This is a genomic window from Streptomyces sp. NPDC003016, assembly GCF_053591455.1.
This window is the reverse complement of the sequence record NZ_JBSFTV010000017.1, coordinates 34,999-50,220: the sequence shown is the minus strand read 5'-3', so window position 1 is coordinate 50,220 and position 15,222 is coordinate 34,999. Positions and strand designations below refer to the sequence as shown.

12 protein-coding genes, 1 pseudogene and 1 riboswitch are annotated in these 15,222 nt (G+C 71.2%); of the genes and pseudogenes, 5 read left to right on the top strand and 8 right to left on the bottom strand.

Annotated elements, in window-relative coordinates:
• Positions 1–1,040: 1,040 nt before the first annotated feature.
• Positions 1,041–1,589 (bottom strand): hypothetical protein, encoded by a 549-nt coding sequence (locus ACWDZ4_RS16675; RefSeq protein WP_451509222.1) that lies wholly within the window; start codon positions 1,587–1,589, stop codon positions 1,041–1,043.
• 55 nt (positions 1,590–1,644) lie between these two features.
• Between ACWDZ4_RS16675 and ACWDZ4_RS16670 the strand changes: the two are divergent.
• A pseudogene (locus ACWDZ4_RS16670) lies at positions 1,645–1,793 on the top strand (NADP-dependent phosphogluconate dehydrogenase); the annotation flags it as partial.
• Positions 1,794–2,181: 388 nt separating this feature from the next.
• Here the strand turns inward: ACWDZ4_RS16670 and ACWDZ4_RS16665 are convergent.
• Positions 2,182–2,847, bottom strand: coding sequence for an aspartate/glutamate racemase family protein (locus tag ACWDZ4_RS16665; protein WP_451509126.1), 666 nt, complete (start codon positions 2,845–2,847; stop codon positions 2,182–2,184).
• 1,712 nt (positions 2,848–4,559) lie between these two features.
• Positions 4,560–4,720: riboswitch (cyclic di-AMP (ydaO/yuaA leader) on the top strand.
• 2 nt (positions 4,721–4,722) lie between these two features.
• Here ACWDZ4_RS16665 and ACWDZ4_RS16660 point away from each other — a divergent pair.
• Together ACWDZ4_RS16660 and ACWDZ4_RS16655 are read left to right on the top strand one after the other, a co-directional pair.
• Positions 4,723–5,481: a transglycosylase SLT domain-containing protein gene (locus ACWDZ4_RS16660; RefSeq protein WP_451509125.1), complete on the top strand. Its 759-nt coding sequence runs from the start codon at positions 4,723–4,725 to the stop codon at positions 5,479–5,481.
• 267 nt (positions 5,482–5,748) lie between these two features.
• Positions 5,749–6,120 carry a GntR family transcriptional regulator gene (locus tag ACWDZ4_RS16655; protein ID WP_451509124.1) on the top strand — a complete coding sequence of 124 codons (372 nt, stop codon included), beginning with the start codon at positions 5,749–5,751 and terminating at the stop codon, positions 6,118–6,120.
• Between the two features lie 248 nt (positions 6,121–6,368).
• Here ACWDZ4_RS16655 and ACWDZ4_RS16650 read toward each other — a convergent pair whose 3' ends face one another.
• A complete protein-coding gene (locus ACWDZ4_RS16650) occupies positions 6,369–7,352 on the bottom strand; it encodes a pectate lyase family protein (protein WP_451509123.1) in 984 nt (327 codons plus the stop codon).
• 112 nt (positions 7,353–7,464) lie between these two features.
• Positions 7,465–8,469 (bottom strand): arabinan endo-1,5-alpha-L-arabinosidase, encoded by a 1,005-nt coding sequence (locus ACWDZ4_RS16645; protein ID WP_451509214.1) that lies wholly within the window; start codon positions 8,467–8,469, stop codon positions 7,465–7,467.
• A 398-nt stretch (positions 8,470–8,867) separates the two neighbouring features.
• Here ACWDZ4_RS16645 and ACWDZ4_RS16640 point away from each other — a divergent pair, with 398 nt between their 5' ends.
• Together ACWDZ4_RS16640 and ACWDZ4_RS16635 are read left to right on the top strand one after the other, a co-directional pair.
• A complete protein-coding gene (locus tag ACWDZ4_RS16640) occupies positions 8,868–9,665 on the top strand; it encodes a pectate lyase (protein WP_451509122.1) in 798 nt (265 codons plus the stop codon).
• A 41-nt stretch (positions 9,666–9,706) separates the two neighbouring features.
• Complete coding sequence (locus ACWDZ4_RS16635; protein ID WP_451509121.1) at positions 9,707–9,961, top strand: hypothetical protein; 255 nt, start codon at positions 9,707–9,709, stop codon at positions 9,959–9,961.
• A gap of 86 nt (positions 9,962–10,047) precedes the next feature.
• On the opposite strand, the gene ACWDZ4_RS16630 is transcribed toward ACWDZ4_RS16635, so the two are convergent.
• The 4 genes from ACWDZ4_RS16630 to ACWDZ4_RS16615 all read right to left on the bottom strand — a co-directional run bounded on the left by ACWDZ4_RS16630 (position 10,048) and on the right by ACWDZ4_RS16615 (position 15,154).
• On the bottom strand, positions 10,048–11,994 hold the full coding sequence (locus ACWDZ4_RS16630) for a rhamnogalacturonan lyase (protein ID WP_451509120.1): 1,947 nt from the start codon (positions 11,992–11,994) through the stop codon (positions 10,048–10,050).
• Between the two features lie 945 nt (positions 11,995–12,939).
• Positions 12,940–13,467: a DoxX family membrane protein gene (locus ACWDZ4_RS16625; protein ID WP_451509119.1), complete on the bottom strand. Its 528-nt coding sequence runs from the start codon at positions 13,465–13,467 to the stop codon at positions 12,940–12,942.
• 129 nt (positions 13,468–13,596) lie between these two features.
• Positions 13,597–14,391 carry a sulfite exporter TauE/SafE family protein gene (locus tag ACWDZ4_RS16620; RefSeq protein WP_451509118.1) on the bottom strand — a complete coding sequence of 265 codons (795 nt, stop codon included), beginning with the start codon at positions 14,389–14,391 and terminating at the stop codon, positions 13,597–13,599.
• Positions 14,392–14,494: 103 nt separating this feature from the next.
• Positions 14,495–15,154: a TetR/AcrR family transcriptional regulator gene (locus ACWDZ4_RS16615; RefSeq protein ID WP_451509117.1), complete on the bottom strand. Its 660-nt coding sequence runs from the start codon at positions 15,152–15,154 to the stop codon at positions 14,495–14,497.
• Between the last annotated feature and the right edge of the window lie 68 nt (positions 15,155–15,222).

The following is a 15,222-nucleotide window of genomic DNA, read 5'->3' as shown; positions in this document are numbered from 1 at the left end:
GCGTGCAGGTGGTTGTGGCGCCGTGGACTGGTGAGATGCAGGCGTCGCGTGTGGCGCGGAATGAAAGCTTCCATAACGTCTTCCGGACGACATGCGACCTCGTCCCGTCATCTGCCGTACGCCTGTTATTCATCTGCTGTTGACGATTCAGGCGCAGGCAAGGATGTTCATGCCCCAAAGAACTGGCTTACGGCCAGGTGGAACATCCCTGAGAGGGTCGATCCGGCTCTCTCTCGTCATCCTCCTCGGGCCCGTGGGGACAGCGGTCTCCGTAGTTCTCGCCGAAAAGCAACGCTGAGGAGCCGACCCGCGAGGGGTCTTGAGGCGTAGTGGCCCGGGGGTGGCTGGTGGTGATTCAGCAGGCCGCCGCGCGGACGAGTACGAGTTCGGTGCCCGGTCTGACCGGGTGGGGTGTTTCGCTGCGCGGCCTGAGACGAGCGAGGTGAGGACCGCGTGGGTTGCGCCGTAGCTCTCGTGTCGTCCGGTGTATCGCTGGAGCGTGCGCCACCGCCGGAACTCGGCGCTGGCGTGTTCGGCACAGATCCGCCGGCAGGACTGGCAGCGCTTCCTCCCGCGCCCTCCGTACCGCTCGGTCACGGGCCTGCCTCCCGATCCCTCCGCTTCCTGGACGGAGCCGGTACCTGGTCGGGGAGCTCGCCGTCCAAGCCCCGTCAGCCGTCGTCGACCTGGGCTTTCACGTCCCGGTCCCGGTGAAAATGTTCGGGGGTGCCCTCGGTGCGCACAGCGGTCCGGTCGCGCATCCGGCCCAGCCGCCCGGCACCCGACCACGGGGTACGGCCCTGTCCGTCGCTGACCGTGGTGGTCCTGATGGGGTGCTGCCTCTGCTTGCCGGAGACGAAGACCCCTCTGGAGAGCTCTCCGTTCGGTGAGCTCGCAGCGAATCGAGACCGGCGCCCCGGGCTGCCATGGCCCGGGGCGCCTGTTCCGTGCCTGACCTGATCAGGTCTTCTTGGTCTTGGCGGCCGGAGCGCCGGGGCCGCAGGACAGGCGGGCCGCCGCCAGGCCCGGCCTCCTCTTCCTCACGTTCCCCATCGGTTCGGAGCACTCCAGGCTGCCTGAGCCGTCGACGATCCAGCCGGTCGCCCGGCCCGCCACCGGCTTGCCGTGTCCCCGCAGGTGTACCGAAAGTCCGCGGTGACCTGCCGTACCCGGGCGAAGTCCACGAAGGTTCCCGCGCCGTCGACGCCGGCGCTGCCCGCGTCGAGGTCCGGTACGGGCCTGCGGACATGGGCGAACTCATCGCCGTCACGGTCAGCAGCGTCCGTTTCTCCGATGCGGGCGCCCAGCGAACGAAGCGCGGCCTCCGCGCCGGCCTGCGGTCCTTTCTCGAAGGTGACGGCGACACGCGGTGTGTGAAGTGGCGTCAGTCTGTGCGCGAGTCTGCCGTCTCCCTTGCCGATCTCCTGCTTCTCGGCGACACCTGTCAGGACGTCCCGCTTGTCGGCGTTGAACCATGCGTACGTGCCGTTCTCGCATGGGGCGCCGACCGTGCGCCTGGCCTTGTCGGCCGGCTCGCCGCCACCGGACGTACAGGCAGCCGTGCCGCGAGCAACGCGGCAACGGCGCACGCCGAGAGGCAGGTCTCTTCGATCTTCATGCTCTTGTCTCCCGGACCACTGGTCGTACGACGCGCTGCGCGCGGAGCGGCTGGCCCCGGCCCTCACCAGGGGCAGCGCGGCTTCTTCGGGGCGCACACCTGCCGGCGCACCGACCGTGAGGGTTCGTTCCACACCCTCTGGGGCGGCGACCGGTCACAAGTGCCCGCCGGTTGATCAGACCTCCGTGGGTCCCGGGGCCGGCTCGGGATCGGGTACGGGCTCGGGTCCCGGGGGCTTCGGGACCGGATCGGGCCCCGGCTCGGGCGGAACCGGCACCGGACCGGGCCCCGGGCCCGGCAGGGGGCCCGGGTCTGGGCCGGGCACGGGCGGGCCGGGTACGGGCGGGCCGGGTACGGGCGGGCCGGGGGGAGGGGTCGGCGACGGCGGTACGGGGTCCGGGTACGGATGGGTCATGGCTGGCCTCCTGCCTGTCGTGCGACGGGTTCAAGACCCACTTTCTCCCTCTGCGGCTGCCCCCGCCCGCCGGGGACACACATCCGGGTACGGGTGAACCGGAACGACCGGTACTGGCGCCCGCCGTCACCCCTGCCGACAGGCGCCGTCACCGCTGCCGGACGGCCTCCGCTGCCGCGCGCAGACCGGGTACCGGGCTGGAGAGCACGGGCACGGCGGTGCGGTCGTCACGGGTGCGGGTGGCCGCGTCCGCCATGGACGCCTGGGCCAGCACCACCACGTCCACTCCGGTGATCGCGTCGACGGTCCGGGCGACGAGGTCCAGGTAACCGTCCCGGTCGCCGTCCTCGAAGTACCTCCACGCGCCTTCGGCCGGCACGGTGCGGAGGTCGGCCCGCCGCTCCGCCGCGTCCGCCTCCTCCCTGATCAGGTCGCACGTGGGCCCGAAGGTGCTCTCCACCGTGGCGACCACCGCTATGCGGACCGTGTCGCGCTCCGGCGCGGCGGCGACGGCCGCGGCCGCCATCGGACGGTCCAGGCGCAGCACGGGGACACCGAGCCGCGCGCCGTACGCCTCCGCCACCGCGCCGATGGTGGAGCACGTGCAGAGCACGGCCGTGGCCCCGCCCTCACCGACGGCCGCGGCGAGCACCGCGGCGACCTCGGAGTCCGCGGCGCCGGGCCCGCCGGAGCGGGCCCTGGCCAGCAGTTCCTCATGGATCACGTGGCGCATTTCGAGGCCGGGGTGCTCGCGGTCGCGCAACGCCTCGAAGACGGGGACGTGGGCGGGCGAGGTGTGCAGCAGTGTGAGCATGCCCGCGATCCTAGAACGCGATCGGGACGTGTCCCCGGTGCGGAGCAGCCCGGAACACGGTCCGGCGGCGGTGTCAGTGGCGGTGCCTGGGGTCTGTCCTGTCGATCAGCGCAACGGGGACACACATGAGCCGGCGTGCCGAAGAGAGCGGCTGTACCGCGGAACTGACGGGTGATCTGGAGGTTGCCTACCGCGATCCGCGGGAACGGAAGCTCAGGTCCGGAGCAGCTGTGGGCCACCGGCCCCGACGTGGACCGCGCCGCCGAGTGGTGGCTGCGCGAGCTGGGCGCCCCCCCTTCCCGTACCTCTTCGCCTTCTCCCGCTCGCCGTGGAGGAGATGCTGCCGCCCAGTGGAGAGGCGGCCCGCTCCCCGCAGCAGGACCGAGACGAAGACCGGGGCTGGTGGCCGATCCTGCGGCTGCCCGCCCTCGTCGGCCGCGTCGCCGCCGGGGCGAACTGCCTGGACCCCGGCCCCTCGGCCCTGGCGGGTGAGCCGCGGCTGCCGGCCCTGCCGGGGGTCGTCGCCCGGCTCGCCTACCGCACCCCGGCGGGCGATCCGCTTCCGCTGCGCCCCGCGATCGGCGCGGCGACATCCCGGCTGCGTGAGGAGCCGGCCGCGGGGACCGGCCCGCTCACACTCTTCTCGCTGCAGAGCAACTACCCGGGGGGAGACGCCCCTTCCACCGGGGTGCTCACCGCCCACCCGACGGTCACAGAGGTGGGCGACACGACGTACGCCGTACGCCATCTGCGTGTGGATCCCGTCGCGCTCAAGGGGCCTGACGTTCCGTTGCTGGAGTTCCTGGACGCCTGCCTCGACTCCGTGCTCCCCTCCCCGCGGCTGCCCAGCCCTTCCGGGCTGCCCGGCCGTCGCGGACCTGCGGCTGCTGCTGAGCGACGGCTTCGCCGCGCTCGGGGAGCCTCTGGCCGCCGACGGCGACCGGGTCCCGGGCTGGGTGCGGCACCCCGCGCGCCCGGTGCCGCACCTGGCGGAGGAGTGCGCCCAGGTCTGCGGACTGGACGAGGACGCCGCGGTGCTCTCTCTGATGCTGCTCGCCCTGCCGGACCCCTCGGACCGCAACGTCAAGGGGTGGACCGGCCGGAAGCCGGTCCACTTCAAGACTGCGGTGGCCGAACGGGGCGGATCGGAGGTGGTGTTGCGCGCGGACCGGGCGCGGGCGGGCCGTTCCCTCTTCCCGTCGGGCGCCTGGCAGGAGCGCAAGCCGCCGCGCCTCCCCCTGGAGGCGTCGAAGCTCGGCCTGCTGTCACTGGCCAGGGAGCGTCGGCCGACGTCACACCTGGCGGCGGTGCCCTCCGGTCCGCCGCCCTGCTTTTCGCGGATGCGTAGGAGGTCCGTAACGGCTGGAGCCGGCCGGAGAGAGCCCCGAACCCTTGCGATGCAATATCGGGCTAAATGCCTCTATCGCATGCCATATAGCATGCCTGTTGGGGCGGTTGGGCGCCCGCCTTTGACCGGCGGAGCCCCCCAAGTGATATGAGTCACGGCCCACAACGGCATGGCGGAAGCGGTACTGGGCACAGTTCCGGCCCCCAGAAAGAAAGTTGAGTCCTCGCTCAGGGCGAGTGACGGATTTTTCTCCGTCCGGAACCGCGATATGGATCATGCGGAGCAATTTCAGGGCTTGTTCCGCCCGGCCACTCTCGCTTACGGTCACCGTCAATCCGGGTGGACCGCCGAATCCTGCCGCCGTCCGGAAACCACACCCACTCACGTACGGCAGGAGCGGGGGACCCAGGTAAGCCGCCGATCCGGAATGCCGGAACGGCTCGGGGTGAAGTCGCATTCACATGCGGCCGGGCATCTCCAGCCCGAACCCGACAGCTCACCTCGCAGGCGACGGAGAGGAATTCACCATGCCCGCAAAGGGTAAGCACCGTCGTTCCAAGTACGCCTCACTCACTCGGGGCTTCATCGCCGCGGGCACGGGAGGCGCCGCACTCGTCCTCCCGCTCATCGGCGCGACCTCTGCCGGCGCGGCGCCGCAGGCCGTCGCTGCCGAGAAGGCCGACTCCGTCATCTATGCCGTGATGTCCGGCGACTCGCTCTCCAAGATCGCCGGTGACCACTCCGTGGCCGGTGGCTGGGAGAAGCTGTACCAGGACAACCGGGAGGCCGTCGGCGACAACCCCTCGCTGATCCGTCCCGGCCTTGAGCTGACCATCGCCAGGGGGACCGAGGCCAAGGCCGAGGCCGAGAGGCCGGCGTCCGCCTCCGACCGGGCCGACCGTTCCGAGCGGAAGACCGCACCGGCCGCCGAAAGCGACGCCCCCGCCGTGGAATCCGCGTCCTATTCCAACGACCTCGACGGCTGGATCAAGGAATCGCTGGCCATCATGGCCAAGCACGGAATTCCCGGTACGTATGACGGAATTCACCGGAACATCATGCGCGAGTCCTCGGGCAACCCGATGGCCATCAACAACTGGGACTCCAACGCAGCCGCCGGAACGCCCTCCAAGGGGCTTCTCCAGGTGATCCAGCCGACGTTCCAGGCCTATCACGTGCCCGGTACGTCGATGGACAGTTACGACCCGGTCGCCAATATCACCGCCGCGTGCAACTACGCCGCCGACAGGTACGGCTCGATCGACAATGTGAACGGCCCCTACTAGGAGGCCCACGTCGTCGGCCCCGCTCCCCCGCCGTTCAGGCGGTGGGGCGGGGCCGACGGCGTCGTCCGTCCGGGTCGCGGAGGTACGCGAGGTACACCACGCCGGGCCCCAGCCAGACGGGCCCCGGGGCGAGTGTCTCGCCGTCGAGCCGGGGAGAAGGCGAGGGCGGTGCTGAACAGCTGCCCCGGAGCCCGTGCGCGCACGCCGTGCCCGGCAAGCAGCCAGACGTCCAGGTCCCCGGCGGGCTCGGCGAGCTGCCCCACGCGGGTGCCGTCCAGCGGCTCGGCCGCCTCCCGCGGCTGCTCGTGCGACCCGGCGCCCGAGCTGAGCGGCGTCCGCCGGCTGTCCGGCCCCGACGCGGTACGCGCCCGGACAGCCCCGGCCGTGGTCCTGGTCCTGCTGATGCCGGGTGAGCGCCTGCCCGGCACGGCGCACATCGCCACCGCCCTCGGCGTGGCCGAGATCACCGTCCGTCGCGCCCCGGTCCCGCTGTGTGCCGACGGCGTACTGGAACACCGGCGCGGGCGGGGCGGCGGCACGGGCGGGACGCCGGCGACCCGGCCGCCGGGCATCCGGCTCCGGGCACCGTCCTCGCCACCGGCGCCTACCGCTCGGACGCGGAGGCGGTGCACCGGCTGATCGACCACCGGCTCGCCCTGGAGTGCGGCCTCGCCCGCCGGGCGGCCGGCCGCGCGACCGAGGAAGCTCTGGGTCGCCTCGACGGCCCCGCCGCTCACCGTCCCCTCCGGCGTGGTGCTGGCCTGGCGGCGACTCGACCGCTCTGCCCGCCGTACCCCTTGGACGCCCTGCGCTCCGCCCACCACGAGCACCGCGCGCTCCTCGACGCCCTGCGCCGCCGGGACACGGCGGCGGCCGCTGTGCGCCGGTCAGCCGATCCGGCCGGTGCCCGCGCCCGCCGTCACCGAGGAGACGACGGAGGAGGCCGGCTCCGCCGTGTAGCTGTACGGCGGGTTCGTGAAGGAGCCCGTACGGGATATCTCGGTCGCGGCGCCTCCGAGGTCGTTGCCGCGCAGCACCGCGTACCCGTCGACCTCACTGCTGCGGCTGGTGGTCACGGCGAGCTTGGTCGTACGGAAGACGTTGTTCTCGACGAGCATCTGCGCGCCCATGCGGGAGTGCACGGCGGTGTCGGCGCCCTGTACGTAGTTGTCGTAGAAGTGGCCGGTGCCGAAGCGCAGGCTGGGGATGCGCGAGAAGACGTTGCTGAAGTGGTTGTGGTGGTACGTCACGCGCAGGCGCCCGGTGTCCTCGGCCGCGTTGTTGTCGCTGTGGCCGACGAGGCTGCCTTTGAAGTGGTCCTTGAACGTGTTCCAGGACACGGTCACCGAGTCGGACGCGTGCGTGATGTCCAGAAGTCCGTCGTAGTAGTCCTTGTCGCCCTGGTTGCGGTCGGCGGAGAAGGCGTTGTGGTCGATCCACACCTTCGTGGACTTCTGGACGGTGATGCCGTCGGCGGGGGCGACGGGCTTGCTGATGTTCAGGTTACGGACGACGACGTTCGTCTTCTCCTTGATCCGCAGCCCGCCGCCGGTGAAGCCGGAGGACGAACCGACGCCCAGGACGGTGGTGTGGGAGCCGATGTCGACCTGTCCGGACAGCGGGATCAGTCCGGACACCTTCACGACCTTGGCCGAGTCGCCCGCGACGGCGGTCTTGAAGGCGGCGAGCGTGGAGACGGTGGTGGCGGGGGCGTTGCCGCCCCCCGTGGTGCCGGCGCCGAAGCCGACGGGCGCGGCTTCGGCGGCGCCCGCCGAGCCGGGGGCCAGGGTGGTGAGGGCGACGGCCGCCGCACAGCCGGCGGCGAGTGCGGCGAGACGCCGCGGGGTGGCGAGGGTACGGAGATCGCTCATGAGGGGGGTCCTTCCCTGGGTGGGGGGATGAGCGGGGGATGTGAGCCGGGCTCGCGGAGCATCACGCGTCCCGGTCCCGGTGTCCGTGCGTGGTGGTGGCGTCGGTCTGCCGTCAGTAGGCGGTGGGCCAACCGCCGTTCCAGCTCAGCAGGTTGAGGCCGAGCTTGGGGGTGCCGGCGTCATTGCCGTCGTAGTAGTGGTAGACGAGCAGGTCGCCGTCGGTGTCGGGCATGACGTCCTGTCCGCCGGGGCCGATCACCGCGCCCTGGGACGCCATGACCAGGGTGCCGCCGTTGTTGTTCATGGCGACGCCGTTGCGGTCGTAGTACGGCCCGGTGGGACTGGTGGCCCGGCCGACCTTGATCTTGTACGTGGAGGCGGTGCCGCTGCAGCAGGTGTCGTACGAGGCGAAGAGGTAGTAGTAACCGTTCCGCTTGACCACGGTCGGGCTCTCCACCGCCTTCGTCCCGCTGGGCCGCGAGGCGAGCGAGTGGCGGGTGGTGTCGCCCGCGTACTGCTTGCCGGTCCCGGGATCGAGGCGGATCATCTTGATCCCGCTCCACCAGGAGCCGAAGGCCAGCCACCACTTGCCGTCGCCGTCGACGAACAGGTCCGGGTCGATGGCGTTGTAGTCGCTGCTGGAAGTGGAGGAGTAGACGATGCCCTGATCGCTCCAGCTGCCCGGCAGACCGGTCGAGGAGGTGGCGAGGCCGATGGCGGAGGTGTTGGAGCCGAAGCTCGAAACGGCGTAGTACATCAGGTAGCGGCCGCCGTGATACGAGATGTCGGGCGCCCACGGGTCGTTCGCGGACGAGTAGCCCGACCACCAACTCGGCGGTGAGGAAAGAGCGTTGCCGTTGCGGCTGAAGGCGGTGCGGTCGGTGGAGGTGCGGGACTCCAGATAGCCGTGCGTGGAGTAGAGCAGGTACCGGCCGTCCGACTTGCGGAGCATGGTCGGGTCGTGGACCACCACGTCCCCCGTGACCCTTCCGGGACCGGGGTAGGCGGAGGCGCTCGACGGCATCAGGGCCAGCATGACGGCGGCGGGCAGGGCGAGGAACGAGGTTCTGCGCAGAGTGCGGCTCACGCGCTTCTCCTTCGACTCGGTGACGTACATGACGCGCCGTTCGAAATGCCGAACGATGATCGTCACTTCGGGCGCGATTCCGGGCCGAGAGTGGCACGCCCGCCACCCCTGGGGCAATACCTTTGCACTCCTCTCTTGGTTCATGAATTCAGTCAATGTTCACGAATGAGAACAAGTTTTTCCGCGACCTCACTGCCCGACCCAGCACGCATCCAGCCCTCCCCCCTCCCCCGCACGGCCCGCCGACTCGGCAGAACCTAAGGACGAAAGGGGAAAAGAGGGTGGATCGGCGATCCCTCACCAGAAACACCGCGTTCATTTGATTGACATGCACCCATCCGCTCTCTAGCTTCTCGGCTACCGACCGAGTTCATGAACATGAACGAGGTGGGCTGGACTCATCACCTGACTCATCAAGGAGGAGCACCATGGCACCACGCGACGGAACCCGGCGAGCCATGCCGACGTCCCGCGTTCTCCTGTCGGCCCTGGCTCTCGCCCTGCCGGCCGTACTGATCGGCAGCGGCCCCGCCGCAGCGGCCGCCTGGCCCACGCCGACCGGGCAGAAGGCCGTCTCCACCACGATCAAGGTGAGTGGGGTCGTGGACGGCAAGATGGTCCGTCACTACGGCAGCGGAGACCTCGGTTCCGGCGGTCAGGACGAGGACCAGGGACCGCTCTTCGAGCTGGCCGACGGCGCCACGCTCAAGAACGTCGTCCTCGGCGCTCCGGCCGCCGACGGCATCCACTGCAAGGGCACCTGCACGCTCCAGAACGTCTGGTGGGAGGACGTCGGCGAGGACGCCGCCACCTTCAAGGGCACCTCCGCGTCCCAGACCATGACCATCGACGGCGGCGGCGCCCGCAAGGCGTCCGACAAGGTCTTCCAGCACAACGGCCCCGGCACGATGGTCATCAAGAACTTCCAGGTCAACGACTTCGGGAAGCTCTACCGCTCGTGCGGCAACTGCAGCACGCAGCACAAGCGCCACGTGGTGATCCAGAACGTCACCGTCACCGCTCCCGGCAAGTCCCTCGCCGGCATCAACTCCAACTACGGTGACACCGCCCGGCTCTCGGCCGTCACCATCGTCGGCGACAGCAGCCGCAGCATCGTCCCCTGCGAACGCTACAAGGGCGTCACCAGCGGCGAACCCACCAAGCTCGGCAGCGGCCCGGACTCCACGCACTGCCTGTACAGCGCCTCCGACATCACCTACAAGTAACCGGCGCCCCGCCTCGAACTCTCCGAGCAGAGGAACCCCCCATGGCAGAACCCTCTCTCCGCAAGAGAAAACCCGGGCTCCGCAGCGCCGCCGCCGCCGCGGCCACCGCAGCCGCGCCGCTCACCACGGCCGGCGTGGCCGCCGCCGCCCCGGCGAGCGCCACCGGCAGCTGCGGCAACGGTGCCGTCATGCCCCCGGGCCAGTACTGCGCCGGCAACAGCCTCCGGGGCCAGGGCTCCGGCAGCGGCCGGCAGCGCCCCCGGGACGGCCACCGGAGCGGCGACACCATCGGATAGCGCATCCGCCCGAGGCAGCACGGACACCGGGCCGGCTCCGCCCCCACGGGCGGCGCCGGCCTCGGTGCGTGGCGGTGTGCGACCGGTCAGCGGGCGTACACCGCCGGCCTCGGCGGAGTCGGCATCCCGTCACCGATGAAGAAACTCGGGTGGGGCGGCTGGTTGTACGCCGTGTTCTGCCAGGCGACGGCCTCGCGGTACTGGACGTCGTGCATCAGCGTGGTGATGCGCGTGGTGGTGACAGCGGTCGTGGTGTACACGCGCAGCGCGCTGCTGTCGGTGGTGCGCCAGACGACCTCCTCGCGCCAGTCGCCGAAGAGGTCACCGCTGAGGGCGGGGGTCGCCTTGGTGCCGTTGTTGGAGGCCACCCCGCTGCCGGTCAGCAGACGCGTCTCCCCGCCGGTGCCGTACTTGTCGACACGGGTGCCGTCGAGCAGTTCCCGTACGGGATCGGCGTCCCACCAGGCCAGGAAGTTCGTCGAGGAGGGCTTGCGGCCCACGATCCGCCCGGCCGGATCGCGTACGCCGTCGCCTCCGGCCGAGGACCAGGACTCGGCGCCCGCGCTGCCCGCCCAGATGTCGGCGGACACTCCTCGGCCGTTGTCCCCGCCCGCCGGGGTCGACCACAGGATCTGGCCGGTGCGCGCGTCGGCCATCCAGGAGCTCGGTTTGGTGCTGTCCTCGTCGATCTTGAACACCTCCAGGCCGCTCCGGGAGGGGTCGAGGTCGCCGACGTGCAGGGCGTCCCCGTGGCCGTTGCGGGTGTTCCACAGTCCGCGGCCCGTGTCGTCGACGGCCATGGAGCCGTAGACGATCTCGTCGCGGCCGTCGGCGTCCACGTCCGCGACGGAGAGGTTGTGGTTCCCCTGACCGGCGTACGCGCTGTTGCCGGACGCGCTGGAGTCGAAGGTCCAGCGCCTGGTCAGCCTGCCGTCGCGGAAGTCCCAGGCCGCGATGACACTGCGCGTGTAGTAGCCGCGCGCCATCACGATGCTCGGCCGCTGTCCGTCGAGGTAGGCGGTGGCGGCGAGGAAGCGGTCCACCCGGTTGCCGTACGAGTCGCCCCACGAGGAGACGGTCCCGCGCGGCGGGTCGTAGTCGACGGTGGAGAGCGCCGCGCCCGTCCGGCCGCCGAACACCGTGAGGAACTCGGGGCCGGTGAGGACGTAGCCCCCGGAGTTGCGGTGGTCGGCAGCGGCGTTCCCGATGACCGTGCCCCGGCCGTCGCGGGTGCCGTCGGCCGTCTTCATGGCGATCTCGGCGGACCCGTCCCCGTCGTAGTCGTACACCTGGAACTGGGTGTAGTGGGCGCCCGCCCTGATGTTGCGTCCCAGGTCGATGCGCCAGAGCCGGGTGCCGTCGAGCCGGTAGGCGTCCATCAGGACGTTCCCGGTGTACCCGGACTGGGAGTTGTCCTTGGCGTCGGACGGATCCCACTTCACCACGAACTCGTAGCGCCCGTCGCCGTCGAGGTCGCCGACACCGACGTCGTTGGCGCTGTACGTGAAGCCGTCACCGGCCGGCGGGACCTGGAGCGGCACATCGCGGTAACCGCTGCCGAAGGCCAGCGCCGGGGCGGACGGCGTCTGCTCCACTCCCCCGACGACGGCGCGCACCGTGTACGTGCTGCCCGCGGCGGCTCCGGAGTCGTAGTGGTTCGTCGAGCCGGTGATCGGGGAGGTGTTGACCTTGGCCGAGCCCCGGTAGAGGTTGAACGCCACGGTGTCGGGGTCGGTGGCGAGCCAGCGCCAGCTGACGAAGTTCCCGGTGCCCGAGCGGACGCTGACCAGGCCGCGGTCCAGGTCCTCCACCTGCCGTGCGGCGGCGGCCGCCGCGGGCTGCGCCGCTCGTGGGGCGGCGGGTTCGGGAAGTGCCTGCGCGCCGGCTGTCCGGGAGGTTGCGGGGTTCGCGGGGTTCGCGGGGTTCGCGGACGCATGGGTCGCCGCGCCGGTGCCGGACAGGAGTGCCAGCGCCGCGCCGGCGCACAACAGCCTCCGGGCCCTGGGGATTCTTCGTGAGACGTGCGGTGTCATCTGGGGGGGGTCCCTTCTTCGTCGGAGCGGCCCCTGTGGTGACGCCGACCAGCTTTAAAACGATTCAAAGACAGGTCGTGCGGGACGCGCCGGTATCCGTGTGGGAGCGCTCCGAAAGTCCCCGCTACGTGGCTGCCCGTCAAGACCTGGCGCAGAATTTTCCGTACTCCGTGTACTCCGTACCGCCCCGAGCCGGCCGGGCCGCGAGCCCGACACGTCGGCCCGGGCCGCACCGGACCCGCGCGTCGGGTGTTCTCCTCACCACACCCGACGCGGAAGTCGGGTCAGTCCTCGAGGACGGCGAGGTCGAGCCGGCGGAGACGGCCCGGGTCCGCGATCACGTCGATCCCGGTGATCGTGTCGTCCGTGATCGTGAAGCCGAACACCGGGAACAGCCGTCCGCGGGGGCATCACGCGTCCGACCGCTCCGTCGACCGGTACCGGTTCGGTGGACCGGGCCCGTTCCACGGCGGCCGTCGCGCCCTTGACCACGGTGTGGGCGCCGTGGACGACGAGAGGCGCGGGGGTGGGACCGGCCGCCTTGTCGGCTCGGAGCACCACGCCGGGGTGGAGCGGTGCGACCAGCGCGTCGAAGTCCCCGCCGCGGGTGGCGGCCGGGAAGTCGTCGACGACTCGGCGCACGGGGGCCCTCCGGCCGGGGACCGAGGGAAGGCCGGTTCGGCGCCGGGCACCCGAGCACTTCCCTTGACCCGGCGGCGGGCGTGGCTCGCGAGCTGTCTGGCCGCGGCCGGGGAACGCTCGGCCATCGGGCCGATCCCGTCGCAGGGCACGGCGCACATGTCGTGCAGCACGGAGGCGACGCGCTCGGCCGGCGTCAGCGCGTCCAGCACCACCAGCAGAGCCGGCCCGACCGACTCCGCCGGCATCGCGTCCTGCTCGGGGTCGCGCCCGTCCTCACGGCCGAAGGCCGCGCCGGTTGCGCGTCTACACCTCGGTCCGGTCGGCTTCCGCCTGCTCCTTGATGCGCTTGCCGAGGACAACGGCCGCCGCGAGCGCGCTGCCGGCGAAGGCCAGTGCCACGGTCCACGGCTGGTCGAACCGGTGCCCCGTGGCATGGTCCACCGAGTAACGGCCCGCTCCGGCGATACCGACGGCGGCCGCGGTGAAGCCGAGGAAGGCGGGGTACTCATAACCGCCCCCCTGGGCGAAGAACCCGGCGGGCGCGTGTACGGCGACGGCACCGGCCATGGCTCCGGCGGCCGCTGCGCCCGCCGCGGGCGTGGCGAGCCCGAGGGCCAGCAGCAGCCCGCCGCCCGCCTCCCCGAGCCCGGCCGCGACGGCGCTCTGCCTGCCGGGCTTGAAGCCCATGTGCTCCATGGCCGTCGCGGTCGCCTCCAGCCCTCCGCCGCCGAACCAGCCCAGCAGCTTCTGCGCGCCGTGCGCCGCCAGTACCGCGCCGGTGCCCGTACGCAGTACGAGCAGGCCGAGGTCGCGTCGGTTGATGGATGCCATGGGGGTCTCTCCCGTTCGCAAGGGGACGCGTCTACTGGTCCACCTTCGTCAGGAAACACTCCGTGCGCACCTCGGAACCGCCGTCAGGGGCCGACAGCCGTCGCTCGTCAGCTGTCGGCCGACGGCCTGTCAGCGCAGCAGCAGCTGAAGGCCGCCCAGTACGGTCGCCCCGATCACCAGCTGTTCGAAGAGCCGCTGGTTGATCCGGTCCACGCACCTGCGGCCGAGGTAGGCGCCCGGGACGACGAAGAGCACCAGGGCCGCGTCCAGCAGCAGGGACCGCAGGTCGATCAGGCCGAGGCCGACGCTGAACGGCACCTTCGAGGTGTTGACGATCAGGAAGAACCACGCCGACGTCCCCAGGAAGCCGAGCTTGCGGAAGCCGGCGGAGAGCAGGTAGAGCGACATGACGGGGCCGCCCGCGTTGGCGACCATCGTGGTGAACCCGCCGAGCACGCCGTACGAGCGGGCCTTGATCCGACCGCCGCCCGATGCCGTGTCCGGCTCCGGCTCCGGCTCCGTGTCCGGCTCCGGCTCCGGCTCCGGCTCCGGCTCCGAGGGCATGCGGCGGCGCCACAGGGTCACCCCCGCCATCAGCAGCAGGATCACGCCGATCGACGTGCGTACGGCGTCGTCGTCGGCCCACAGCATGAACACCGCACCGGCCACCACGCCCGCCGCGACCGCCGGGAACAACCGCAGCAGGGTCGGCCAGTGGGCGTGCCGCCGGTAGACGAGGACCGCGATCAGGTCCCCGACGATCAGGATGGGCAGCAGCACCCCGGTCGACTCACGGGCCGGCAGCACGGCGGCGAAGACCGCGAGGCTGATCGTATTGGCGCCGCTGACGGCGGTCTTCGAGAAGCCCACCAGGGCCGAAGCGGCGGCCAGTGCCGCGAATTGCCAGAGTGTGATGGTGTCCATGCCAGGACCTGACGCTACAACCAGGCGGGTGCGGGCCCTCCTCCCGGCCCCGGGCATCTCATCCTGTGGAACCCGATCGGCGTGCGCGTACGGCGGATTCCGGTTACGCGCGGGCGTAGGCGGCGAGGGCCGGTTCGAGCAGGCCGAACGCGCGGGTGGCCTCCTCCGCGAGGACCGCGGCGATCTCGGGGTTGGTACGGCCGGCGAGGGTGAGATCCTGGATGCGGCGGAAGAGGACGCGATGCACTCCGCCGAGCAGGGCCGCGGCCGTGCGCGGGGTGATGTCGTCCTCAGTGGCGCCGGTGGCCCCGGCGAGGGCGGCGGCCAGGGCGTCCTCGCGCTGGTCGTGCAGGCCGCGCAGGCACGCCGAGAGGGTGGGGCTCTCGGCGATCATGCGGGTGAACTCCGGGCCGGCGAAGCCGGCGACCGGGTCCTGCGCGGCGACAGCGGACAGGAAGGCGCGACGCAGGGCGGCGAGGGCGGATTCGCCGGGTTCCCGGGCGGCGACGGCGTGGGCCAGGCCGGTGACGAACTCGTCCTGGTGGTCCAGCGCCAGATCCTCCTTGTGCGGGAAGTAGTTGGTCACCGTCTTCTTGGCGACGCGGGCGGCGTCGGCGATCTCGGCGATGGTGGTGCGCTCGAAGCCCTGCTTGATGAAGAGCCCGGTCGCCCGGTCGGAGATGAGCTGCCGCGTCTCGCGTTTCTTGGTCTCACGCAGCCCCGTCGGTTCGGTCGGCTTCGTCGTGCTCACCCTGGCACTCATGGAAAAACCTTACACCGATTGTACTTTTCTGTTGACATTTTGAGCACCCTCGATATAAATTTAGTTCC

Coding starts and splice junctions, on each gene's coding strand:
- ACWDZ4_RS16645 (WP_451509214.1), bottom strand. CDS start 8,469: ATGTACGTCACCGAGTCGAAGGAGAAGCGCGTGAGCCGCACTCTGCGC.
- ACWDZ4_RS16635 (WP_451509121.1), top strand. CDS start 9,707: ATGGCAGAACCCTCTCTCCGCAAGAGAAAACCCGGGCTCCGCAGCGCC.
- ACWDZ4_RS16660 (WP_451509125.1), top strand. CDS start 4,723: ATGCCCGCAAAGGGTAAGCACCGTCGTTCCAAGTACGCCTCACTCACT.
- ACWDZ4_RS16665 (WP_451509126.1), bottom strand. CDS start 2,847: ATGCTCACACTGCTGCACACCTCGCCCGCCCACGTCCCCGTCTTCGAG.
- ACWDZ4_RS16620 (WP_451509118.1), bottom strand. CDS start 14,391: ATGGACACCATCACACTCTGGCAATTCGCGGCACTGGCCGCCGCTTCG.
- ACWDZ4_RS16625 (WP_451509119.1), bottom strand. CDS start 13,467: ATGGCATCCATCAACCGACGCGACCTCGGCCTGCTCGTACTGCGTACG.
- ACWDZ4_RS16615 (WP_451509117.1), bottom strand. CDS start 15,154: ATGAGTGCCAGGGTGAGCACGACGAAGCCGACCGAACCGACGGGGCTG.
- ACWDZ4_RS16640 (WP_451509122.1), top strand. CDS start 8,868: ATGGCACCACGCGACGGAACCCGGCGAGCCATGCCGACGTCCCGCGTT.
- ACWDZ4_RS16650 (WP_451509123.1), bottom strand. CDS start 7,352: ATGAGCGATCTCCGTACCCTCGCCACCCCGCGGCGTCTCGCCGCACTC.
- ACWDZ4_RS16630 (WP_451509120.1), bottom strand. CDS start 11,994: ATGACACCGCACGTCTCACGAAGAATCCCCAGGGCCCGGAGGCTGTTG.